Source organism: Streptomyces sp. NPDC001902 (assembly GCF_042891295.1).
Lineage (GTDB): Bacteria > Actinomycetota > Actinomycetes > Streptomycetales > Streptomycetaceae > Actinacidiphila.
Genome location: NZ_JBIATA010000053.1, coordinates 1 through 22,236 on the forward strand (window position 1 = coordinate 1; position 22,236 = coordinate 22,236).

16 protein-coding genes and 1 pseudogene are annotated in these 22,236 nt (G+C 70.6%); 6 read left to right on the forward strand and 11 right to left on the reverse strand.

Annotated features, from left to right (window positions below; all coding sequences use genetic code 11):
• Nucleotides 1-551 precede the first annotated feature (551 nt).
• The 4 genes from ACFYYN_RS42920 to ACFYYN_RS42935 all read right to left on the reverse strand — a co-directional run bounded on the left by ACFYYN_RS42920 (nucleotide 552) and on the right by ACFYYN_RS42935 (nucleotide 4,028).
• Nucleotides 552-1,100, reverse strand: coding sequence for a GNAT family N-acetyltransferase (locus ACFYYN_RS42920; protein WP_500550126.1), 549 nt, complete (start codon nucleotides 1,098-1,100; stop codon nucleotides 552-554).
• Between the two features lie 113 nt (nucleotides 1,101-1,213).
• Nucleotides 1,214-1,942, reverse strand: a complete 729-nt coding sequence (locus tag ACFYYN_RS42925; RefSeq protein WP_500550127.1) for a DUF2470 domain-containing protein — start codon at nucleotides 1,940-1,942, stop codon at nucleotides 1,214-1,216.
• A gap of 251 nt (nucleotides 1,943-2,193) precedes the next feature.
• A complete protein-coding gene (locus tag ACFYYN_RS42930) occupies nucleotides 2,194-2,853 on the reverse strand; it encodes a response regulator transcription factor (RefSeq protein WP_500550128.1) in 660 nt (219 codons plus the stop codon).
• On the reverse strand, nucleotides 2,850-4,028 hold the full coding sequence (locus tag ACFYYN_RS42935; protein ID WP_500550129.1) for a sensor histidine kinase: 1,179 nt from the start codon (nucleotides 4,026-4,028) through the stop codon (nucleotides 2,850-2,852). The genes ACFYYN_RS42930 and ACFYYN_RS42935 overlap by 4 nt, the downstream gene beginning before the upstream one ends.
• Before the next feature lie 320 nt (nucleotides 4,029-4,348).
• Between ACFYYN_RS42935 and ACFYYN_RS42940 the strand changes: the two genes are divergently transcribed.
• A complete protein-coding gene (locus ACFYYN_RS42940) occupies nucleotides 4,349-4,843 on the forward strand; it encodes a DUF308 domain-containing protein (RefSeq protein WP_500550130.1) in 495 nt (164 codons plus the stop codon).
• A 148-nt stretch (nucleotides 4,844-4,991) separates the two neighbouring features.
• Here the strand turns inward: ACFYYN_RS42940 and ACFYYN_RS42945 are convergent, their stop codons facing one another.
• The 4 genes from ACFYYN_RS42945 to ACFYYN_RS42960 all read right to left on the reverse strand — a co-directional run bounded on the left by ACFYYN_RS42945 (nucleotide 4,992) and on the right by ACFYYN_RS42960 (nucleotide 8,768).
• A complete protein-coding gene (locus ACFYYN_RS42945; RefSeq protein WP_500550131.1) occupies nucleotides 4,992-5,528 on the reverse strand; it encodes a DUF4240 domain-containing protein in 537 nt (178 codons plus the stop codon).
• A gap of 368 nt (nucleotides 5,529-5,896) precedes the next feature.
• Nucleotides 5,897-6,574, reverse strand: coding sequence for a hypothetical protein (locus ACFYYN_RS42950; protein ID WP_500550132.1), 678 nt, complete (start codon nucleotides 6,572-6,574; stop codon nucleotides 5,897-5,899).
• Between the two features lie 330 nt (nucleotides 6,575-6,904).
• A complete protein-coding gene (locus tag ACFYYN_RS42955) occupies nucleotides 6,905-7,324 on the reverse strand; it encodes a hypothetical protein (protein ID WP_500550133.1) in 420 nt (139 codons plus the stop codon).
• Nucleotides 7,325-7,760: 436 nt separating this feature from the next.
• Nucleotides 7,761-8,768, reverse strand: coding sequence for a hypothetical protein (locus tag ACFYYN_RS42960; protein ID WP_500550134.1), 1,008 nt, complete (start codon nucleotides 8,766-8,768; stop codon nucleotides 7,761-7,763).
• Nucleotides 8,769-9,122: 354 nt separating this feature from the next.
• Here ACFYYN_RS42960 and ACFYYN_RS42965 point away from each other — a divergent pair, with 354 nt between their 5' ends.
• The 4 genes from ACFYYN_RS42965 to ACFYYN_RS42980 all read left to right on the forward strand — a co-directional run bounded on the left by ACFYYN_RS42965 (nucleotide 9,123) and on the right by ACFYYN_RS42980 (nucleotide 14,432).
• The gene (locus ACFYYN_RS42965; RefSeq protein WP_500550135.1) at nucleotides 9,123-9,716 is read left to right on the forward strand and encodes a uridine kinase family protein; all 594 of its coding nucleotides are present in this window, start codon (nucleotides 9,123-9,125) and stop codon (nucleotides 9,714-9,716) included.
• Nucleotides 9,717-9,992: 276 nt separating this feature from the next.
• Nucleotides 9,993-10,478: a hypothetical protein gene (locus ACFYYN_RS42970; RefSeq protein ID WP_500550136.1), complete on the forward strand. Its 486-nt coding sequence runs from the start codon at nucleotides 9,993-9,995 to the stop codon at nucleotides 10,476-10,478.
• Nucleotides 10,479-11,059: 581 nt separating this feature from the next.
• Entirely contained in the window at nucleotides 11,060-12,694 is a 1,635-nt protein-coding gene (abc-f, locus tag ACFYYN_RS42975; RefSeq protein WP_500550137.1) for a ribosomal protection-like ABC-F family protein, read from the forward strand.
• Nucleotides 12,695-12,776: 82 nt separating this feature from the next.
• A complete protein-coding gene (locus tag ACFYYN_RS42980; protein WP_500550138.1) occupies nucleotides 12,777-14,432 on the forward strand; it encodes an ABC-F family ATP-binding cassette domain-containing protein in 1,656 nt (551 codons plus the stop codon).
• Nucleotides 14,433-14,715: 283 nt separating this feature from the next.
• On the opposite strand, the gene ACFYYN_RS42985 is transcribed toward ACFYYN_RS42980, so the two are convergent.
• From ACFYYN_RS42985 to ACFYYN_RS42995, 3 genes are read right to left on the reverse strand one after another with little or no spacing between them, the layout of a single operon-like run.
• Complete coding sequence (locus tag ACFYYN_RS42985; RefSeq protein WP_500550139.1) at nucleotides 14,716-15,702, reverse strand: ABC transporter ATP-binding protein; 987 nt, start codon at nucleotides 15,700-15,702, stop codon at nucleotides 14,716-14,718.
• A complete protein-coding gene (locus ACFYYN_RS42990) occupies nucleotides 15,699-18,473 on the reverse strand; it encodes a hypothetical protein (RefSeq protein WP_500550140.1) in 2,775 nt (924 codons plus the stop codon). The genes ACFYYN_RS42985 and ACFYYN_RS42990 overlap by 4 nt, the downstream gene beginning before the upstream one ends.
• Nucleotide 18,474: 1 nt before the next feature.
• Nucleotides 18,475-21,810 carry an ABC transporter permease gene (locus tag ACFYYN_RS42995; RefSeq protein WP_500550141.1) on the reverse strand — a complete coding sequence of 1,112 codons (3,336 nt, stop codon included), beginning with the start codon at nucleotides 21,808-21,810 and terminating at the stop codon, nucleotides 18,475-18,477.
• A gap of 230 nt (nucleotides 21,811-22,040) precedes the next feature.
• On the opposite strand from ACFYYN_RS42995, the pseudogene ACFYYN_RS43000 reads away from it, so the two are divergent.
• Nucleotides 22,041-22,236 (forward strand): annotated as a pseudogene (locus tag ACFYYN_RS43000) (ABC transporter ATP-binding protein); the annotation flags it as partial.

Here is a 22,236-nt window from a genome sequence, read left to right on the forward strand (position 1 = left end):
CGGCGTGGCCGACGATGCCGTGCCGGTGGGCGCGGAGAGTGCCACGGACACCGACGGGGTAGCGGCGACCAGCAGCATGCTGATTCCCAAGACCGCGCCGATCGCAGGTCTCTTGGACGTGAATTTCACGGTTTCCTCTCGTTCATTCACCCCGCGCCAACACGTGGGTTTCACGACGGACTTGGGGTGCGCCGCACAGCGAAGCACCAGCGTCGAGAGGGTGTCAATGGGTTGATCTTGGATGGCGAGCCGGTAAACCGGTCACCAACTGGTGAATTTCGCCCGGCATTAGCGCACTTTTCGCCCCCAATGCATCCGCTGCCCGGCAAGACAGGCACAGACGGCGTGCCACCTGCCGTGATGCATGCAGCGAGACACTGGGAGCCGGTCACCCGCGCACGAGGGTCGGCAGCGCTCTCCCCGCCCTCGTAGGGATTCTGTCCGGAATTCGGAATTTCCCGCCCGCCCCATTCGGTTCGGCCGGATTCGACGGGTCGCAATCCGCTGAGGCGCGGACCTGGCCATAGTGGGCCTAACGGTGTCAGCGGCCGTCACCGGCCAAGGGACCCGGCCGATCGGGTCAGGATCCTCGACCCTCGACGTGGGTCCAGCGTGGCCAGCCAGGCGGCAGGTGCGGTGGTCGCGTCGCAGTACCGGAAGCCGTGCCTCAGGAACAGTTCACCGTTGCCTGTGGTCGCGGTGAACACGGGCTGCGTTCCGGTTTGGGAGAGCACGGCCCGCAACAGGGCCGAACCGATGCCACAGCCCTGGCTGCCGGGTGCGACGCAGAAGTTGTAGAGGACCGCGGCGGCGCAACCGGCTCCCGCAGGACCTGCCTGCCGAAGGCTGCGGTACGCGGGCGATCGTTCCTGGTAGCGGTGCACCGCGACGCAGCCTTCGACCTCCCCCGCCTCGTTCTCGGTGACGAGGAAGTCGCCCGCATGACCGGCATAGTGACCGAGCGGGCGCTCTCGCAGCGCGCCGCCGGGGACGAACGCCGAGGACAGCTGATGCAGAGCCCAGGTGTCCGCAAGGGTGGCGGTCCGCACCGCGCCCGGACGGCCGAGGCGGCCGGTGACGTCGGGCGCAGCCGTGGTCAATGCCGTCTCGCTCTCATGACGTTGGGGGAATGCGGAGGGTTCACGAACTCCGCGAGGAGATCGCCCTCCGGCGCGCATGTCGGGCACCTTGCCGCAGGCAGTGATCGATCCGTTCACCGGTGATCGGCGCGGCACCGACGGGAACCGCCACGGGCCAGGGCCACGAGGTGTGCGAGCCGTTGACCGATGTCGGCTGCGCTGCGGGCCGGGGAGTGGAAGGCAACCCGGACGTCCTGGTACCCGCGGGCGTACTCGCACCGCAGGGTGAGCCCGTGGCGGTCCAGTGCGATCGGGCGCAGATCGACGACGCCTTGCAGGACGTTCCGGTCGACGAGCCTGCCGAGTTGGGCCATCATCTCGCTGTGGTCCCGGTCGAGATGGGTGAGCAGCGCCGTCTCTTCGATGGCCAACGGGTCGGTCCGCGCGGCAGCCAGTTCGTCGAGGTCGACGCCGACGGTCGTCCCGTCCCGTTCGATGGCGGCGCGGGCCAGATCGAGGCGGAGAACCAGCACCTCGGGCGCATCCTGGATCTCGGCCGGAGTGAGGAAGCCGGCAAGGGACACGCGGGCCCGGACCCGGTCGCGGACCGCTGTGGGGGCAAGGTCGGTGAACTCCACCAGACTCGCGAGAATGCCACGCGGGGTGAACGCGGCTTCGTCGGCAAGCAGGCTGTCCGAGGGGACGTGCAGTCGTAGCGTTCCGCTGCTGTCAACCGTGTGCATCGAGATCAGGTCGTAGCAGTCGCCATCGGTCGTGAGACTCAGGGAGTCGGAACGTGCCAGGACCGAACGGATCCGCTCCGCGTTGGTGGGGTACGCCGCCGGGACGAATGCAATGGCCATCAACGCGCTCCTTAGGTAAGCCTCACCTAAGTTAGCATGCACGGCTGGTGCGCGGGCCGCGGCTGTTCGCCTGGGACATCGGCTGGGGGGACCTTGCCCTCCCAGGTTCGCAGCCCGGCCCCTTCAGCGACTGCTTCCGGGTCCCCATCGTGGGACCCTCATCGGCAGCATGATCGGGGTCCGGGCGGCGACGTCCTGCACATCCGTACGCGCAAGGCCAAGGTCCCGGAAATCGGCTGCACGCGCCCGGCTCAGGGGTAGAGGCCGGCCCGGAAGGCGAACGAGACGAGCTGCGCCCGATCACGTGCGCCGACCTTCGTCATGGCCCGCACCGCATGCGTCTTCACGGTGAACGGCGACACGGACATCTGGGCCGCGATCTCGTCGTTGCCGAGGCCGCTGGCAACGAGAACGACCACGTCCCGCTCCCTGGGTGTCAGAGCGCCGAAGCGCCGCAGCAGCTCCTGGTCGATCACCGGGGGCGGTCTGTCGGTCATGTGACCGATGAGCGCGGCCGTCGCGGCGGCCGACAGCGCACCGCCACCGCCGACGACCTCGGTGATCCCGGCGACGAGTTCAGCGGGGCTCACGGTCTTGCTCAGGAAACCGTTGGCGCCCGCGCGCAGGGCGGCGAGGACGATGTCGTCCTGGTCGAAAGTGGTCAGCACGATCACCCGCGTCTTTTCGGGTGGATGCTCCGCGCGGATCCGGCGGGTCGCTTCGACACCGTCGATGCCGGGCATCCGGATGTCCATCAGGACCAGGTCGACGGGGTGCTCCCGGAGGAAGGGCGCGACCTGGAGTCCATCGGAGAGATCACCCACGACGACGAGACTCGGGTCGAGCCGAAGCATCGCCCGGATCCCGGCCCTGATGTCGTCCTGGTCGTCGACGATCAGAATCCGGGTCATCGGACGACGGCTCCCAGAGGGCTGAACTCCGCGTGGACCCGGAATCGCCCGTCGTGACTGTCGATCGTCAGCCGCCCGCTGGAGGACTCGACACGTTCGCGCATCCCCACGAGTCCGAGTCCGCTGCCCGAGCCGGAGCCGCGGGGTGAGCGACCGACGCGGTTCTCCACCGTGACGCAGATCCTGCCGTCGCACTCGCGCACATCCACCGTCGCCGTCCCCTCTCCGTGCCGGTAGGCATTCGTGAGTGCTTCCTGAACGACCCGGTAGACCGTCACGCCGACGCTGGGCTCCACGAAGCCGACGGGGATGTCGATGGAGGGCCGGATGTCGAGGCCGATGCTCTCGAAAGAGGCGATGAGTCCTTCCAGGCCGCTGAGCGCCGGGGTCGGCCGCAGCGCCTCGTCGTCGGAGATGTCGTCCCCGAGGCGGAGGAGCGCGAGGATGCGCTGCGTTTCGACGACGACGGTGCGGGCGCTGGACCTGGCTGAGACAAGCGCCTGCCGGGAGGACTCGGCGTCTTCGGGCAGCCCGATTTCCGCTGCACCGAGGTGCAGGCTCAGCATCGCGACCTGGTGGCCGATGACGTCGTGGAGGTCCCGGGCGATGCGGAGTCGTTCCTCGGTCACTCGTCGGGTGGCTTCGATCTCGCGGGTGGCGATGGCGCTTTCGGCCCGTTCCTCCAGGGTCCACCAGTGGTCCCGGTGGATGCGGAGCGCGGCCCCTGTCGCACCTCCCGCCACAGCCGAGAAGACGGCGGCCGCTCCCACGACAGCGCCGCCACGGAATCCTCCGACCGTCATGAACGCCCCGAGGAAGAACGCCGCCACGATGCCGGTTCCGGCCAGCGGCTGCTTTCCCCTGAGGGTGACCGAGAACAGGACGAGCACCGCCATCATCCACACCGACAGGGGGTCGTTTCCCACCGCTGTCACGGCGAAGGACGCCGCGCTCGTCACGACCAGCCCCGCCCACGGCCGCCACCACGAGAGCGTGACACCGATGCCGGCGAGGAGCACGGACAGGGCCGTCGGCCAGTCCGAACCTCTCAGGATCACTGCCACGATCTGACCGGTGAACACCAGCGCGGCCAGCGCATAGGCGACTCGGTGCAGCACCTCGGGGCGGCGGACCCACAGCGGTGCCGCGAGCCCGTCCTGACTGTTCTGCGCCATGACCATGAGCCGATTCTCGTTCACGTGTGCGGTGGTCGTGTACTTCGAATGAAGTAGACCGCGCAACCGCATCGGTCGATCGGGACGGCAGAGCACATGCCGTCGAAGCGGATGGCAGAACTACTTCGTTCGAAGTACACGGCGCCTCCCGAAGCCCCTGAGACTCGTCAGCGAGGCGACCGTCTCACACCGTCACGATCACCACGGGACACCTGATGACTCAGACCACCGTAACCTCGACCACTTCGACCACGGCGACGACGACGCCTTCCGGGCTCCGATCGCTCCACCTGATCCGAGTCGTTTTCTCCCTGATCTGGGTGGCACTCGTCTTCACGACCTCCGCCTCGCTCGTGTCCGCGGACAGGCCCACGGTGATCGCGGCCGTGCTGCTCGTCGTCTACCCCTTGTGGGACGCCATCGCCACGCTCCTCGAGCGTCGCCTGGCCGGCACCGGCTCCGCGAACCGTGTCAGTACCGTCAACCTGGGTCTCGGCCTGGCCACCACCGCCGGAATGATCATCGCCGTGTTCTCCACCGTCGGGACGGCCCTTCTCGTGTTCGGCGTCTGGGCCCTCCTTTCCGGCGCCATCCAGCTCGTCGTGGCGATCCGACGCCGGCGCACCGTCGGCGCCCAGTGGCCCATGGTCATCAGCGGTGCACAGTCCGTACTCGCCGGCGCCACCATCGCCGCCTCGTCCGCTTCGGCGACGAGCAGCCTGTCCACCGTCGCCGGGTACTCGGCTTTCGGTGCCTTCTGGTTCCTCGTCTCCGTCATCGCCCTCAGCATCCGCAGCCGACGCGAGAAGCGTTGACCACCGCCGTAGCAGCCCGCCACCACCTCTCCCCCCGGCATTCAGCTGAACAACAGAATCGCGTGTCCAGGCCGAAGGATCGCTCGCTCGGGCCGTCGTCCCGCAACATGGCCAGGTTGTGATTCGCACCAGGTTCCTGGTGGGCCGATCACTCCGGGTAGAGCGCCGCGACCCGGGGCAGCCGGGCCGCGACCTCCTTGTGGTCGCCGAAGTCGAAGTTCCAGGCAGGGTCGAGGTCAGGGTAGTTGATGGTGAAGGCATCGCCGGGGAGTTCTGTACCGGTTGCGTTCTCATAGGCGTTCCAGCCGATGCTCAGGGTTCGCTCGCCCTCAAGGTCGGTGCCTACGGCTGCTGCTGCCTGGACAGCTGGTACGTCAGCGAGGCGGTCGGCATCCGCTGTGATCTGTTCGAATACCGTGCGGCCTTGGGCGATCAACCATCCACGAAAGTAGTCGAAGCCGTCGTCGGAGCATCCGCCGTTGATGAGGTAGGCAGCAGCCCAGAGAGGGGCTTGATAGGAGGCGGCCATGAGATTCCAGAGAATCTGCTGTGCGGCGATGATCTGTTGAGGGTCATGGGCGGCCAGCAGCGTCGTAGCGTGGCTTGCGATGTCGTCGACATCCGCAGAGTCGCCGGCGCTGCCCCGAGCTTGGTCAATGAGGTGCCAGAGCTGTTCGATGTCCATGGCGGCACAGCATGGCACCCAGGGCAGACAACGAGCCGGGACTCGGGGTGCCTCATGTCGTCTGGGAGGGCATTGACTGGGCCCCCTGGGCGTCGGTGACGCCGCATGTCATGGCGAGGTGAGGGTCCGGGTCCGGACCCGCAGAAGCGTGAACGATGCGCGGCCACCCATTGCTCGTTGAGGGCTGCGGGTGAGTCCGTCGGTGACGGCGTTGCTGCGCAGCCTGTATGTCGGCGCCGAGCCGGTCGGCCGCGGTCGCGGAACCGTAAGCGCAGGCGCGCCGGCCGGGGGTGTCGGAGCGGCGGGGCCGTCAGGGTGCGTGACCCTTGCACCGCCGCAGCTCCGCGAAGGTGTCGGCGAGCGGTCCCTCAGGCCGCCAGGACGTTCCGGACTCTGGCGAGCTTGTGCTGGGCGAGCTGGTGGTGGACCGTAGTCGACAGAGCTACGGGATCAGAAGCCTTGGCCCGCAAGCCCTCCAACCACGCCGCTGCCCCCGGCCAGTTGAGAGGGAGCCTGAATTTCGACCACAGGCCGGCCAGCTCACCGGCGAGTGCCAGGCCGTCCTGGAGGAGGTCCGCCAGGCCGGCCGCCGCCGCGATGAGGACGCTGTCCTCCATCTCCAGCACGGCCGGCGGGAGTCCCTTGTCGTGGCTCGCGGAAGCAGCCGAGAGGTAGGCCCTGACGACCTGCTCCAGCGAGGGAGGTTCCTCGCTCAGGGACAGAAGGCTCCGCTCGCGGAGGGCATCGACAGCTGCCGGATACTCGCCGTCGTGGTTCACGAAGAGCACTCGCTCCGGCTGCCCCGAGGCTCCTTCCAGTCGCTGCCCCAACATCAAGGAGATCACCGGAAAGTCCCGCGTCAGCGCGTGAACATGCGCCGTCGGTATGTACGCGTTGCCGGACGTCGTACGGTCGAGACAGACACCCTGGACAACCGGGCCGATGCGACGGAGCAGGTGCAGCGGCTTCCAGGCGTCGAACCCAGGAAGCGCTGCGGCCCAGTCCGCTGTGACCCGTCGAGGTGTGGGGGCGCCTGGTTTCGTCATGAATTCACCACGATGGCCAGTCTGGCACCCGGAACCTTGAGCCGGGCCATAGGGGTTGTGTCCCTTCGGGTGGTCGGGCCGGCGCCCGCGGCAAGCGTTGGGACGCGGTCAGCGGCGACCACGTCGCCGGGCTCGGCGCAGAGCCGAGTGCCGAGGCGGGCGGCCGCTGGACGACGCAGCCGCGTGGAGCAAGCCCGAGGATGTTGGGGCCGAGTCGGCTATCGACGCTGCGGAGCGTGCAGCGCCGCAGTCTTACGGCTCAAGCGGCCGAAGGCGAGAAACAGGCATGACCGCCAGAACTGGCTCGGCATCGAAGGCAGCCCCCTTATTTCATTGCAGGCGATCGTTCACGGAGACTGACGGATACACCCCGACGTCAAGATATCCCACATATTCCCCCAGCTCGAATCTCACCACTAGATGCGTTTCCCAAAAGTTCTCTTCAATCGTGATCTGGCTGGCGCCTTCTCGATAGATTCGGAGAATCTCTTGGTTATCGCGCAACCAGCGGACCATGAAGGACCTGACTGTGACATCGAAGGAGAATTTGAGGGTCTCATGCCTGTTAACCCAGACTTCGAAGGCCTCCACGCCCTCGTCACCCTCCACCGACACCGGGACAACGCCAAACGCTTCAAGAAAATGTGTAGCATCCGGTACGTAGAACAGGCTGCTTCCACTGCCAGCCGTGTGGGGCGACGCCTGGTCCGGTGGTTGGGCCTTGTTTGGGTTTTCCAATTCCAGTCCCACATTCATCATGATGGTTGCCAGTTCACATCTGGTGTCTTTTTCCGACCAGCAGGTCCCGATCAGCCTGCCTCCACGGGGCCCGACCAGCAGGGATCCCCGTTTCACTCCTAGGAATTCATCTTTCCGCATCTGCCGACGTACAACGTCCTGAGCACGCCACCAAAGCGCTTGACCAGCTTCCCATGCATGGCTGAATGCAGAATCGAATCACCCTATGCCCTGACCTGGCGGCGTTGTGAGGGTTGGAGGTTACTCGACGAAGCGGTAGTCCCACTTCCGGGCTGGATTACGGTCCGCCGAACGCTCCTGAAGTTGAACGTGTGATGTCGGTCGACCACGTGTGATCAGATGCCGTCCTGGCCCCGGCTGCGGCTCGGCCCATGACTACGCCGTCCTCCTCGAACCCAACATCCAGGTTCTCATCACCCCTGACGGGTCAACAGCCCCGGTCGTAGATCGCCCGCAGCCACGGTTCCCTGACTGCGGGCATCCGCGCGAGCGTGTACCGGAACGCCGCAGTGGACGGCTGGAACGGGTACCACGCATGCGGCGGCAGCGGGTCGTCGCGCTCCACCCCTGCCGGCAGTCCGCCGACCACCGGCAGCCGGGTCCGGTGTGGAGGGAAGGCGAGTTCGGCCCAGAGCGCGGCATCCATAGGTACCGGCACCGCCCCGGCAAGCGGCTGCCACATGTCTCCGGTCTGCGGATGTACCGGCACCAGCACCAGGTCAGCGGCCGGTTCGCCGAACCCCGGTCCCGCCAGGTCCAGGAGCTGCGCACCTTCCCCGGCGGGCAACAGCGCGCCGAGTGCCCGACCGAGGAGCTCGGCGACCGGCCCGGGCGCCACCTCGACCGGTGCGCCCCCGGCGGCCACCACCAGCTGGGCGAGGGCCACGCCCGCCGGGATGTCCCGGTACTTGCTCAGCCGGTGCCACAGCGCGCCGGTGGCCAGCAGCTCCGACCAATCCATGACCGGCCGCTCCGCCGGGGCGGGCAGCCGCATCACTGCCTGCGGGACGAGCCGGACGACCTGCCAGCACCCGCAGTCGTCCATCCTCGTTCCGACCGGCAGATCGCAGCCCAGACAGGCAAGGTTCGGCCCGTCCCTCCCGTCGATGCCCATGCAGTAGCCCCCGGCCCGCTCGAGGATCAGCCTGGTGCCGCGCATGTCACCGGGCGCGATCAGGACAGTGCCCGACGGTCCGTCGGACAGCGCACCGAAGGGCGCGAAGCGCCCCCGCTCCGCCGCCTCGCGCGCCCCGACCTCGTCCCACTGCCGCCATGGCGGCCCGTACGGCGCAGGGTCGACGGCGTAGGACCCGGCCTCCAGCAGTGGCGGGTGCAGCTTCTCCCAGTGGGTCTCGGCCAGGTGGATCGGCAACGCCACCTGCGACACCGCCGCCGTCAGGACCGCACCACAGCCCGCACACCCGAAGACCGCCAAGCTGTCCCCTCCCGCCGCCGAAACCCCTGCATCCCACCAAGCAGGCAGACCGGGGAGCAACGGGTTTTCAGACGGCGCTGAACGCCCCGCCGACAGGCAGAGCGGGCCTCGACGTCCCAGTCGCGGCCTCAGGAAGCCGGAAGCCGCGCCGAACTGTGCCGCTGAACGTGATTCGATCCGCCGGTCAGCCGCCGGTCTGTGCGTCGAGCGACGACTGTGAGTCGTTGGGAGGCTTGGTAAGTTGCCCGACAACGAAGAGTGGCGGGGTGTCGGGCCGACAGTTCGGGGTCCTGGGATCGTGATGCGAAGCCGTCGCCCTTCTCTTGAGGCGCCTGCTGTGATCAGAATGCCGCTATGACGACGATCTCCATCGGTGCTGAAGAGGTTGGCGCCGCTATCGACGCCCGAAGCCGCCGAGGAGTGTTCCTGGTCGCCATCGATGGCATGGGTGGCTCCGGCAAGTCGACCTTGGCGACAGCCCTGGCGGAGCTGCGCGGCGCTGCGGTGGTTCACGGTGACGACTTCTACCGCCCCATGGACCCGGAGGAGCGCGCCGGGCTGGATCCCGAAGAGGGCTACCACCGCTACTTCGACTGGCAGCGGCTGCGCGAGGAAGTGCTTGTCCCGCTCGCAGCCGGCCGTGATGCCACCTACCGGCGCTACGACTGGGCGACCGGTGATCTGGCCCCGGACGAAAGCCACGGCGTCTCCCCTTGCGGCATCGTCGTCGTGGAGGGCGTGTACACCGCCCGGCCCGAACTCGCCGACCACTACGACCTCCTTGTGTACGTCGACACCCCGCGGGAGGAATCCATGCGCCGCCTGCGCGAGCGCGGTGACGACCACGGCCCGATCGACTGGGAGTCCCGCTGGCGCCTGGCCGAGGAGCACTACCTGGCCCTGACCCGTCCCCGGGAAAGGGCCCACCTCGTGGTCTCCGGGCACTGACCTGCCGCTGGCCGTCCTCCGTCGTCTCAGGCTCGGCATGATGCGAGGTGGGTGCTCAGCGCCCTGTCCGGATAACCCAGCGTCACCGATCACAGAGCCTGAGCCAGGACCCGAGTTCCGACCGCAGATGCGCACGACTCCGGCAGGCGTCCGACCCGAGCCGTGGTCGATGGTCACGAGAACGAGTACACCCGGTGGGCCCTCCCGCCGACCGGCTGTAGGAGAGCGTCGGCCAGGCCGCGAGCCGGCCATCGGTGCCCCCGCTACGATGCGCCCATGCCTGAGCAGTTGTTCGACCGCACGAGCCGCGGTTGCACGTTTGAGGATCTGGACTCCCGGTTGCGTACGGCGATTCTGGCCGTCGCCGAGACCGAGCTGCTCGGTGATGCCGCGTCGACCGCGGTAGCCTGCGTGGAGACCCGCAGTGTGCCCCGGCGCCGTCCCGGCGTCTTCGCGCGCTTGCTCGGGGGCGACCCACAGCGCGCAACGCTGTCTGCTGCCGTGGTGCTGCCGCGGCATCTCTTGGTCGCGGTCACCGATACGCACACAGGGAAGACCACAGCACACTCCGGGCGGCTGGCTGACATGACCGTCACAGAGGTCGATCAGCGACTGGCCGTTGACCCCGGGTTATCGGTCTTCACCCGCTGGTCCAACCGGTCCGAGGCCGAGTCGATGCACGTCGCGCTGGGCGATGATCCCGCCGGCGCCTCGTTCAAGGACATGCTGCGCCACGCCGTCCAGGCGGCACGGCGCGGCTGAGCGGCCTGCAGCAGCTGTCAGGGGGCACCGTGGGTGCTTCCCAAAGCATCGCGGCGCGCTGCAGAGGCGCACAACAGGGTGCCGGCTGCTCCGTCGTCCGCCTTGGGCACGGGCAAGACCGAGCCGGTTGTTCTTCGGCTTGGACGGCTCATCGGTGGGCAGTGCCTGGGCGCAGCTTTCGTAGGTGAGGGCTCCTGTCCGGCGGAGATCCGCCCGCCGCGGTCGCTGCTCCTCGTTCCGTCCGATGGGGCTTGGGGCATGGACTCCGGCCGTGGTGCCGCAGTGGTGCGGAGTACGGTCACCGGCCGGCCAGGCATGTCGGCAGCGGGAGCCGCCGATCGTGATCATGGGAAGGCCCGGAGACCGGGACGTGTTGTTATGCTGGTGGCTGACATAGGACGGCAATGAGGAGTCAGACGTGGTGGGTGACGACGACATCTCCGGGTGAGATCCGGATCTGACGGCCACCGGCCGGCGCTCAGGAGCGCTGCCGAGGTGGTCCGTTTCGTCGTACCTCCTTCTCCCACGTCTGCCCAGGGCAGAGGTCTACGCTCTGCCCTCGTACCTCCGAGGTCATTTCCATGTCCGACGCCGCTGTCGTCTGCTCGAACGTCTCCTTCGCCTGGCCCGACGACACCCCCGTCTTCCACGAGCTGTCCTTCTCCGTGACTCCCGGCCGTACGGGCCTGGTGGCGCCCAACGGCTCCGGCAAGAGCACCCTGCTCAAGCTGATCGCCGGTGAGCTGAAGCCCGCCACGGGCTCGGTGTCGGTGCACGGCACGCTCGGCTACCTCCCGCAGACCCTGCCCCTGACCAGCGACCTCACCGTCGCCGAGGTGCTCGGCGTCGCCGCGGTGATCCGCGCCCTGGACGCTGTGGAGTCCGGGGACGTCGACGAGACGCACTTCGCCACCATCGGTGACGACTGGGACATCGAGGAGCGCACCCGCTCCCAGCTCGACCGGCTGGGCCTGGCCGACCTCACCTTGGACCGCAGCCTGAGCACGCTCAGCGGAGGTCAGGTGGTCTCCCTCGGGCTCGCCGCACAGTTGCTCAAGCGTCCCGACGTCCTCCTGCTCGACGAGCCGACCAACAACCTCGACCTCCAGGCCCGGCACAAGCTCTACGACGTGCTGTCGGAGTTCAACGGCTGTCTGCTCCTGGTCAGCCACGACCGCGCGCTGCTGGACCGCATGGAGCGCATCGCCGAACTCGGCAGCGGCGAACTGCGCCTGTACGGCGGTACTTTCACCGAGTACGAGGAGACCGTCCGTGCCGAGCAGGAGGTCGCCGAGAAGAACGTCCGCAACGCAGAGCAGGAACTGAAGCGGGAGAAGCGGGAACTTCAGCAGGCCCGCGAGCGCGCCGAGCGCCGGGCGAGCAACGCCGCCAAGAACCTGAAGAACGCCGGTCTGCCCAAGATCTTCGCCGGCAACATGAAGCGCGGCGCGCAGGAGGCCGCGGGCAAGTCCGGCACGATGCACGCCTCCCGGGTCAGCGATGCCAAGGCTCGCCTCGACGAGGCCGGGCGGGCCCTGCGCGAGGAGCAGCGGCTCACGCTGGAGCTGCCCGACACCCAAGTGCCCGCCGGCCGGAACCTGTTCCTCGGCGAGGGCATGCAGGTCCGCCTGGGCGACCAGGAGGTGTTCGCGGCGGGCGGCGTTGACCTGAGCGTCCGGGGCCCCGAGCACATCGCGCTGACCGGGCCCAACGGCGCCGGCAAGACCACGTTGATGCGGCTGGTCACCGGTGGTCTCGCACCGGACAGCGGGGAGATCAAGCGCAACGACGGGAGGATCGCCTACCTGTCGCAACGCCTGGATCTGCTGGACCTGGACCGCACTGTGGCGGAGAACTTCGCCGCGTTCGCGCCCGCGCGGCCGGAGGCGGAGCGGATGAACCTGCTCGCCCGGTTCCTCTTCCGGGGCGCGCGGGCCCATCTGCCGGTGGGTGTGCTCTCCGGCGGCGAGCGGCTGCGCGCCACCCTGGCCTGCGTGCTGTGCGCGGAGCCGGCCCCGCACCTGCTGCTGCTCGACGAGCCCACCAACAACCTCGACCTGGTCAGCGCGGGCCAGCTGGAGAGCGCGCTCAACTCCTACCAGGGTGCCTTCATGGTGGTCAGCCATGACGAGCGGTTCCTCGCCGAGATCGGGATCGGCCGCTGGCTGCGGCTGGCCGACGGGGTGCTGAAGGAGACGGGGGCACCGGCGGTGTGAGCCGCCGACGTGTGACGTGGTCCGCGTCCGAGGCCGTGCGCCCGGCGGACCGAGAACCGATCACGCCAGGACGGTATCCCCCGTGCCCCAGCCCGCTCTGCTCGCCCACGACCTCGTCCGTGACCTCGGCGGACGTCGTGTCCTCGACGGCGTCTGCCTCACCGCCTCCCCCGGTCACCGCATCGGCCTGATCGGGGAGAACGGCGTCGGCAAGTCCACCCTGCTGCGGCTGCTCGCAGGGGTGGACGAACCCGACGCGGGAAGCGTCTCCCGCCCCCGCGACGTCGGTTTCCTCCAGCAGGAGATGCCGTTCGACGCGGACTCCACCCTCGGCGCCGTACTGGACGAGGCGCTGCGCGAGGCCCGTGAGGACCTCGCCGAATTGGACCGGCTCGGCGAGGAGCTGGCCCGCGTCCCCGAGGACGACCCCGGCCACCGGGAGCTCCTCGGCACCTACGGCAGACGTCTCGAACAGGCCCAGGACCGCGAGTCCTGGGACGCCGACCGCCGCGCCGCGCTGGTCCTGGACGGCCTCGGTCTGGGCGCCCTCGGCCACGACCGGAGCCTTCGCTCGCTCTCCGGCGGGCAGCGCGGCCGGCTGGCCCTGGCCGCGCTGCTGGTCCGGCGGCCCTCCGCGCTGCTCCTTGACGAGCCGACCAACCACCTCGACGACGACGCCGCCGCTTTCCTCGAGGCGCAGGTCCGGTCCCTGCCCGGAACCGTGGTGGTCGCCAGCCACGACCGGGCGTTCCTCGACGCCGTCTGCACCGACCTGATCGACCTCGACCCGGCACTGAACGGACCCGTCCGCTACGGCGGCAACTACAGCGCCTACCTCTCTGCGAAGCACGCCGAGCGGCAGCGCTGGGAGCGGCGGTACGCCGAGGAGCAGGAGGAACTGGAAGGACTGCGCGAGTCGGTGGGTGTGACCGCACACCGGGTCGCCCCGGACCGGGGCCGCGTCGACAACGAAAAGATGGGCTACGGCCATCGGGCCGGCCGGGTACAGCACTCCGTCTCCCGCCGGGTGCGCAACGCCACCCGGCGGCTGGAGGAGCTGGAGCGCACCCAGGTCGTCGAGCCACCGCGCCCCCTGCGCTTCGCCGCCGGGGACCTGGCAAGGGGGGCCGAGGAGAGCGCGGAGCCGCTGGTGAGGCTACGCGACGTGCGGGTGCCGGGCCGGCTGGCACTGGACTGCCTGGAGGTGGCGGCGACCGACCGGCTGCTGGTCACCGGCGGCAACGGGGCCGGCAAGTCGACGCTGCTCGCCGTCCTCGCCGGACAGCTCCCGGCCGAGGGCGAGGTGCGCAAGCGGCGCCACGTGACGGTGGGGCTGCTCACCCAGGACACCGTGTTCGAACGGCCCGCGCGCACCGTCCGCGACACCTATGAAGCGGCGGTGGGCCAAGCCCGGGCAGTGCAGGTGCCGCTCGGCTCGCTCGGCCTGATGCACGCGGCCGACCTGGACAGACCGGTCGGGGAACTGTCGGTGGGACAGCGCCGGCGGCTGGCGCTGGCACTGTTGGTGGCCCGCCCGCCCCACCTGCTGCTGCTCGACGAGCCCACGAACCACCTCTCCCCCCGCCTGTGTGACGAACTGGAGGAGGCACTCGGCACCGGACCTGGCGCCATCGTGGTCGCCAGCCACGACCGCTGGCTGCGCCGGCGGTGGCAGGCCCGGGAAGTTCGACTGTCCGCTGGGCTCGACCGGCGGACGAGCGACATCAAGACTCGCTGACATCAATCACCGACCCCGCAGGCGGTTACTCGCGAGGAGGCAAGTTGGGCTGGAGTACCGAGTACTCCAGCCGGACTTCGTGACCTGCCTCGCTACGAAGCGATGGGGGCGTCCTCGGCGCTCGTCTGCGCCGAGGCCACGCTACTCACCTGGTCGCGGGAGCTCTGGCAGCGAGGAAAACCGCAGCGCCGACGCCACCAAGCCGGCGCCCGTTGGCACGACCACCCGTCGCTGCGCACTCGTCGCACAACCAACCGGCAGATCATGACGTCCAGCCGACGTACTAGGACTGTTGCCCCTCAGCGTGGTCGGGGCGGACGGCGATGTGGTCGGGTTCGAGTTCGAGCATGACGCGGTTGCGGATGTCGAGGGCGTGGGTGTAGTCGCGGGGGAGCTGGAGGCGGCCGGAGCGGTCGACGGTGGCGTATTCGCTGGCGTGGACGGTGGTGCGGCCTTCGTCGTCGACGCTGGTGCGGCGGACGACTTCGGAGGCGGTGCGGCCGTCGCGGATGGCGACGGTGCGGTCGACGGCGGTGGCCACGGCCTGGTCGTGGGTGACGACCACGATGGTGGTGCCGAGTTCCTTGTTCGCGGTGCGGAAGGCGCCGAAGACCTGCTCGCCGGTGGCGGAGTCCAGCTGGCCGGTGGGTTCGTCGGCCAGTACCAGCGAGGGGTGGTTGGCCAGCGCGACGGCGATCGCGGTGCGCTGCTGCTCACCGCCGGACATCTGCTGGGGCCGGCGGTCGGCGCAGTAGCCCACGCCCATCAGGTCCAGCAGTTCGGCGGCGCGCTTGGCGCGTTCGGTGCGGCCCTTGACGCGGCCGGAAAGCCGCATGGGCAGCACGACGTTCTGCAGGGCGGTCAGGTAGGGCAGCAGGTTGCGTGAGGTCTGCTGCCAGACGAAGCCGACGACCTCGCGCTGGTAGCGCAGGCGGGCGGAGGCGTCGAGCGCGAGCAGGTCGAAGCCGGCCACCGAGGCGGCGCCGGCGGTGGGGGTGTCCAGCCCGGCCAGGATGTTGAGCAGGGTGGACTTGCCGCTGCCGGACGCGCCGACCAGGGCCATCAGTTCGCCCTGCTGCACCAGCAGGTCCAGTCCCTGCAGCGCCTGGACCTCCACGCCCTGGGCGGTGAAGATCCGCACCAGCCGGTCGCAGACGATCAGGGCGTCGTGCCCGTAGGCGGGCTGCTCCCGGCTCTCGGTGACGCGGCGTTCCAGGTCCGCCAGTGTGAGGTTGCCGCGCTCGGCGGTGCCGGACGTGTTCTGAGTCATGATCGTTCACCCATCCGGAGTTCGGTTCCTTCTCCTCGTCGCCCTGTCAGCCAGGCCTGCACGGCCAGCACCACACAGGCCAGTACGACCAGCCCTGCGGCGGGTACCAGCAGCGACGCCGCGTCGGTGCGCAACACCGCCCCCGACAGATCCGTGGCGGGCGTGCGGACGGTGAAGGCGAGCGCCACCAGGTCCACGCCCGGACGCACCAGCGGCACGGTGGCCACGCTCACCAGCACACCGCCCAGGGCACCCAGCAGGACCTGCGGCAGCATCTCCAGCACCGCCAGCCACTGCCGCTGACGACCCGCCATCCCCATCGTCCGCAGTCGCGCCAGCAACGCCTTGCGCTGCGGCGCGTTGTGCAGCAACGACAACAGCAGGGCCAGCACGCTGTAGCCGGCGCCCGCCGCCACCGCCGCCAGGTACACATGCCGTGCACCCGACTGCAGGGCCGAGGTCGTGCCGTAGGACGCGCGTTGCTCGGTTCGCAGCGTGACCTGCGCCTTGGGCGCGGCCTTGGTGACGAGGGCGCGCAGCGCCTTCGCGTCGATGCCGGTGCCCGTCGCATAGAGCGTGGAGGGACCGTGCGCCGGTTCCTTCGTCCCGGGCGCCACCTTGGCCAGGGCGGCCCGCGACACGATCAGGAACTCGTGGTTGGGGGCCGCCGGGGTGGCGTCCTGCGTGGCCACGACGCGCACCATGACCCGCCCGACCGAGGACCTGACGCTCTCCGGGTCGCCGACGCCGTTGCCGAACTTCCGCGCGACCGCCGGCGAGGCGATGGCGGGAATGGGCTCCTTCGCGCCCGAGTCCAGCTTGCCGGCGGGGAAGTCGGCGCCCAGGCCGCTGGCCGCCACGAGACGGGCGTACGGCTTCGGGTCGACGACCAGCAGGTCGAACCGGGTGCGGGTGTTCATGATCTGCTGCCCGGGCTCGGCCCGGACACCGGTGACCCCGCGGACTCCCGTGACCTTGCGGATCTGGGCGTCCAGGCCCTGCGGCAGGGCGCCGAAGGTCTGCACGCGGGCGTCCGCGCCGACCGCGGTCACCGCGGCGTGGTCCCGTCCTGACTCCACGCCCGCGAGGACGGACCCGCCGAAGGAGGTGACCGTGAGGGCCACCAGCACGGCGAGCAGTGGCAGGGCCGTGGTGGAGGGGGCGCGTCCGGCGCGGGCCAGGCCCAGGTGCAGCACGGCTCCGTTGAGGCGTGCGAAGGGCCGGGCCAGCAGCCGTACCGGCCAGGGGTACAGCCGCAGCAGCACCAGCGCGGCGACCACCGCCAGCAGCACCGGCGCCGCGGCGGTCAGCACGTCCGCACCGCCATCCGCCGTGCCGCGCTGCCGCAGTGCCACCACGGCGCCGGCGACGACGACCACCACCGCCAGCTCTGCCACCGTGCGGCGCCGCGACGGCCGGGCCGCGACGAGGTCCTCACGCTGTTCGGGGCGCGGCCGGCGAGCCGTCGCAGCCGCCCGCAGCGGCAGGCTCACCGTGGCCAGCACGCCCACGGCGGTGGCCGACCACACGGCGAGCGCGGCACGTTCCGCCGGCAGCAGGAGCAGCGCCAGGGCCATGCCGGCCGCAGCTGACGGCACCGCCACGACCGCGCTCTCCGCCAGCAGCCGGCCGGTGAGCGAGCCCATGCTGATGCCACGGGCCCGCAGCAAGGTGAACTCGGCCCTGCGCCGGTTCGCCGACAGGCCCGCGGCCATGAGCAGCACGACCGCGGCGACGGTGCCCACGCCGACGGCGGCGACCAGGACCAGCGGCTGCGCAGCCGTGCGCTCCGCGACGAAGGGACCGAGGAGTTCACCCAGCCCCTGCTCCTCGACGTGCAGGCCGCGCTGCTTGGCCTGCAGATGTGCCCCGTCCGGTCCCGAGGTCAGCGCGGCGAGCCGGTCGCTCAGGGCCGGGACGTCGTGCGCGGTGAGCGCGTCGACGTCGGCAGGGTGGTGCCAGTAGGCCAGCGCGCCGTCTTGAAGGCTGAGCAGGGCGGCCGTGGCCCCCGGGTCGATGAGCGCGGTGAAGTGCCAGTAGCGGATGGGATCGTCGCCCGGGCTGGGCAGCGAGCGCAGGCTGGGCCTGCGCAGGTCGGACTCCGCGTTCCACCAGGCGGCGCCGGGTGTCCGGGGCGTGACGATCCCGGTGACCCGGACGGTCATGACGGATCCGACCGCGTCCTCGAGGTGGAACGCCGAACCGGTGCGCAGTTTCATCACCTTGGCGGTGCGGTCGGTGATCACCGCTTCGACGCTGTGGGCGTCGGTGCCGGGGTGCGGCAGACGTCCCTCGAGGAGCCGGGTGTTCGCCGCGAGGTCGGGCTGGGCCACCAGGGTGCTCTTCGGGGGGAGCGGGGCGACCGCCATGATCCGGGGCAGTCCGGGGTCGGTGACGTCTGTGTCGGCGGAGCGCACCCCGTATACGGTCTGGTCGCGTTCGAGCGTCAGCGGGGGCTTCACGAGGCGCTGGAACCGGGTCTCGGTCTCCTTTAGCGACGGGGGGGTGAGCAACCCCTCGGCGTTGAGGGGGGCGGACAGCTGGGAGACCTGGAGCGACATGGTGACGCTGCGGCCCGGCAGCGACGCGTGTGACACCGCGTCGCGCAGCGCGGTGTCCTCGTAGCCGTCGACGGCCCGCGGCAGCGCGGCCGCCAGGAACGCCGTGACGAACACCAGCGCGGCGAGTGCCAGCGTCCCGCCGGGGGCGGCGCGCAGCCGGGCGCGGATCCAGGAGACGTCACCGCTGCGCGGGGAACGGGGCTCGGCCACGTCATTCACCTCCTTGGCGCCGCAGCGCCTGGGCCGGGTCGGCGGACCGCCACGCGGTGAGCATGACGCCGAGCAGGGGCAGCACGGTGACGGCGATCAGCAGCAGGGCGAGCGGACCGGACGGCAGATCTATCCGCACGTCGGGGACCGGGCTCTCCGCGTCAGCCGTCAGGATGATCAAGGGGACGACCAGGCGAGTCAGCAGTCCGCCGAGTACGGCGCCGACGCCCACCGCGACCAGGATGACCAGGCCCTGCTCGGCGGCGATCACCCGGGCGAGCCAGCGGCGCGGGGTGCCCAGCGCCCGCAGCATCGCGAACTCCTGGGAGCGTTCGCGCAGCGCTCCGGCAGCCGCCACGCTGTAGCCGAGCGCGGCCAGCACCACGGCGGTCACGACGGCGGCGGGCAGCGCGGACACCGGCCCGGCGCCGAGCGGATCGCGTTGCAGCTCGGTCCGCTGCTCGTCGCGCACCAGGAGCGAGGTGATGTCGCCGCGCGTCTCCAGTGCCGAGGCGACGCGGGCGGCCGCGCCGGGCTCGGCCGCCAGCCACCACTCGCCGGGCACCAGGGAGCCCTGGCCGGTTCCGTTGAGGAACGTGTTCGCCGAGTGCATGTCGATCAGCAGGGCCCCGCCGTCGGTGCCGTCGGTCTTGGGCGCGACGGTGGGCAGGGCGCGTACGGCGGCGGAGACGCGGACCGGCACGGTGACGCCGGCCACGGGGATCCGCACCGAGTCCCCGACCTTCGCGCCGATCGCACGCAGGAAGGTGTCCGTGGCGACCGCCAACAGCGCGGCCGGGGCCTTGGGTTCGGAGCTGAGGGTTACGGAGGCCGTGTCATAGCTGCTCTGCCAGGCCGCCCCGAGGGACATCTCCCCTGTGTCGAACTCGACGGCGAGCGGCGTCCGCGCGCTGGAGTCAGGGGCGTCCGTCCAGGCGGCGACGTAGCCGGCGTAGTTCATGTAGTCGGGGTTGCCCATGGCGGCGCGCGCCTGCCACGACGAGCCCTCCGGTACCCGGACGGTCCGCGTGGTGCCGTCGCCGGACTCCGACCGCAGGGCAGTGACGGAGAGCCGGTGGTGCTCGGTCCGCTGCGGCAGGGTGTAGTCGGCCTTGATCCGGGTCAGGCGCAGTGGCCCGGCCGGGCCGGCGCCGGGGGCCCGGCCCGCCTCGGCGCCAAAGTCCGCCACCACGACGTGCTGTCCGCCGTCGGCGGGGACCTTGCCCAGGGTGATGGTGTAGGGCACGCCGAAGCGGTCCACGAATGTCGCCGAAAGGCGGGTGGTGACGTCGCTCGCAATCGGTCGGCCGCCGGAGTCCGAGGCTTGCGTGCGAACGGTCAGGAGAAGGCGCGCGGTGTCACGGGGCAGGTCGAACCCGGCGTCCCGCGAGGCGGTGTCCTGAGGTCGCAGGGAGCGGAGGACCTGCCGGAACGGCCGGTCGGTGAGGTCGTCGCGCAGGCCGGTCACCCGGGAGGCGGCGGTGGTGTCCAGTGCCAGCACCGTTGCCTCGCGGTTCCTGGGCAGCGGCACGGTGCCGCGGCTCGCCGGGGCCGCCGCGGCGACGCCGGGTATGTGGTCGTAGACGCCGCCCTGTCCGAACGCCGGGTTCGAAGTGCCGGTCACGCGGACGTCGGCTCCCACCAAGAAGTCCGCCTGGTCGCGCTGGGAGCGCTCCCAGCTCGCGTTCTCGCCGATCGCGAACATGCTGATCGACACCGCGAAGACCAGCAGCAGGGCGGGGCCCGCGCCGCGCCCGGTCCGCCGCGCCAGTTGCCAGCCGGCCAGCGCCGTGGGCAGACCGGGCGACCGGGCGGCCAGCCGCTCGCCGAGGCGGGCGGCCAGTGGCAGCAGACGCAGGGCGAGCACGGCTCCCGCCAGCAGGCACAACGCGGGCGCCACCACCAGCACCGGGTCCACCCCCAGCGCGCCTGTGGTGTCGGTCGTCAGCGCGCCGGACCCGCCGCCACGCCCGGACAGCTGCCAGTAGCCCAGGCCCGCCACGAGCAGCAACGCCACGTCGGTGCCCGCCTGCACGGCACCCGGCAACGCCCCCTTGCGGGTCCGTGCCTGCCGTTCGACGGCGTAGGTGCCCGTACGGCGCAGCGCCGGCGAGGCCACGGCGACGCCGCAGGCGAGCGCGGCCAGCACACCCGTCCACCAGGCCGTGGAGGACGGCACGTCCAGGTGCACGTCCGCCCGTGCCAGGGCTCCGTGCCCGGCGAGCAGCCGTACCAGCGGTCCGGCCAGGAACGGTGCCAGCACGGCGGCGGGCAGCGCCAGCAGCAGTGCCTCGGTGGCGGCCAGGTTCGCGATGCGGGTCCGGGAGCCGCCGCGGGCCCGCAGCTGGGCGGTCTCCTCGGCGCGTTCGCTGGCGAGCAGGCCCGCCACGAGCATCAGCGCCAGGCCCGCGAGGACGATCAGCTGCAACGCGCTGATCAGCAGCGTCGAACGGCTCACCAGCAGATTGCGGCTCAGGTCGGCCGCCAGGGCGGGCAGCTCACTGCTCGCCGTCGTCTTCCCGTTCAGTTGCTTGTCGTCCAGTTGGCCCACCGTCCGGCGGACGTCCTGGCCGACGCTGTCGAGGCCGGCGGTGGTCACGGCGGAGAAGTCGGCCCCCGCGGTCCACTGGACCTCGGCCGCAGGCACCGCGCCCGCCGCGAACGCCCGGCGATCGGTGAGCATCGGGCCGTAGGTGGTGAACGACAGCGTCCGCACGCCGCGCCCGGCCAGCGGGTCCAGCCGCCAGTACAGCGCGGACGGATCGGCCGGCCGGTACAGGCCGGTCAGCCGCACGCGCAGCGGCGGCCCGTTCCGCCGGTCGGCGAGCGTGATCACGTCCCCCGGCGTCACGCCGAGGGCCTTCGCGGCCGTGTCGGGCAGCGCGACCGGCACCGGGCCTTCGGCCTGCGGCGCGTCGGGGAAGGTCCCCTCGACCATGGTCACCCGGGACCGGTCGAACGTGGCGAGCAGCGTGAGGTCCGGGTTGTCCGACCACGGCGCGTCCGCCGGGCGAGAGTCCTGCGGCAGGCCGTACGCACCCGAGCGGGTGCTGGACCAGACCCGCACCGGCAGCCCGTCGTAAGCCCCCGCGAGGGTCTTGCGCACGCGGGAGTCCAACCGCCCGGCGTCCTGCTCGGCCACCTCGGACGTCACGTCGATCTGCGTCCTGGCGGCCGACGGCCCCTGCAGCGCGCGCCGCAGCCCCGCGTCCCCGACCGCGCCGCTGAACGCGGCCAGCGTGGCCACCGCGCAGGTGGTCAGGACGACAGACAACAATGCGGCAGCGAGTAGCAGCCGGTGCGCGCGCAGGCGCAGCAAGACGAAGCCCGGCACCATGCCCCCCGTTCTCGATGCCCGTAACAGTGTGTTGCGAGTGCACGACCAGGTCACCGCCGAGCGGGGGGAGCGACACAGACTACGCCCATGCCACGACGTGACCAACAACTGCCCCATTGCCACACCAAAGTGGGTGGGAGCACGATCGGATGCTCATCGTCATCTTAAGCCTGCGTTTGTTTCCATCGTGTGAACAGGGGCTCAGCTTGGTGGCGCTTATGCTGGCGGGCATGAGCGAGGGACTGCTGGAACGGCGTGAGGGCCCGGCGGGCGGCGGGGCGGCCTCCGAGGCGATGGTGGTGGTCGAGGACCTGGTGCGCACCTTCGGCAGCGGGGACACCGCGGTGCACGCCCTGGGCGGGGTGTCCTTCTCCGTGGCCCGCGGTGAACTGGTCGCGCTCAAGGGCCGCTCCGGCTCGGGCAAGA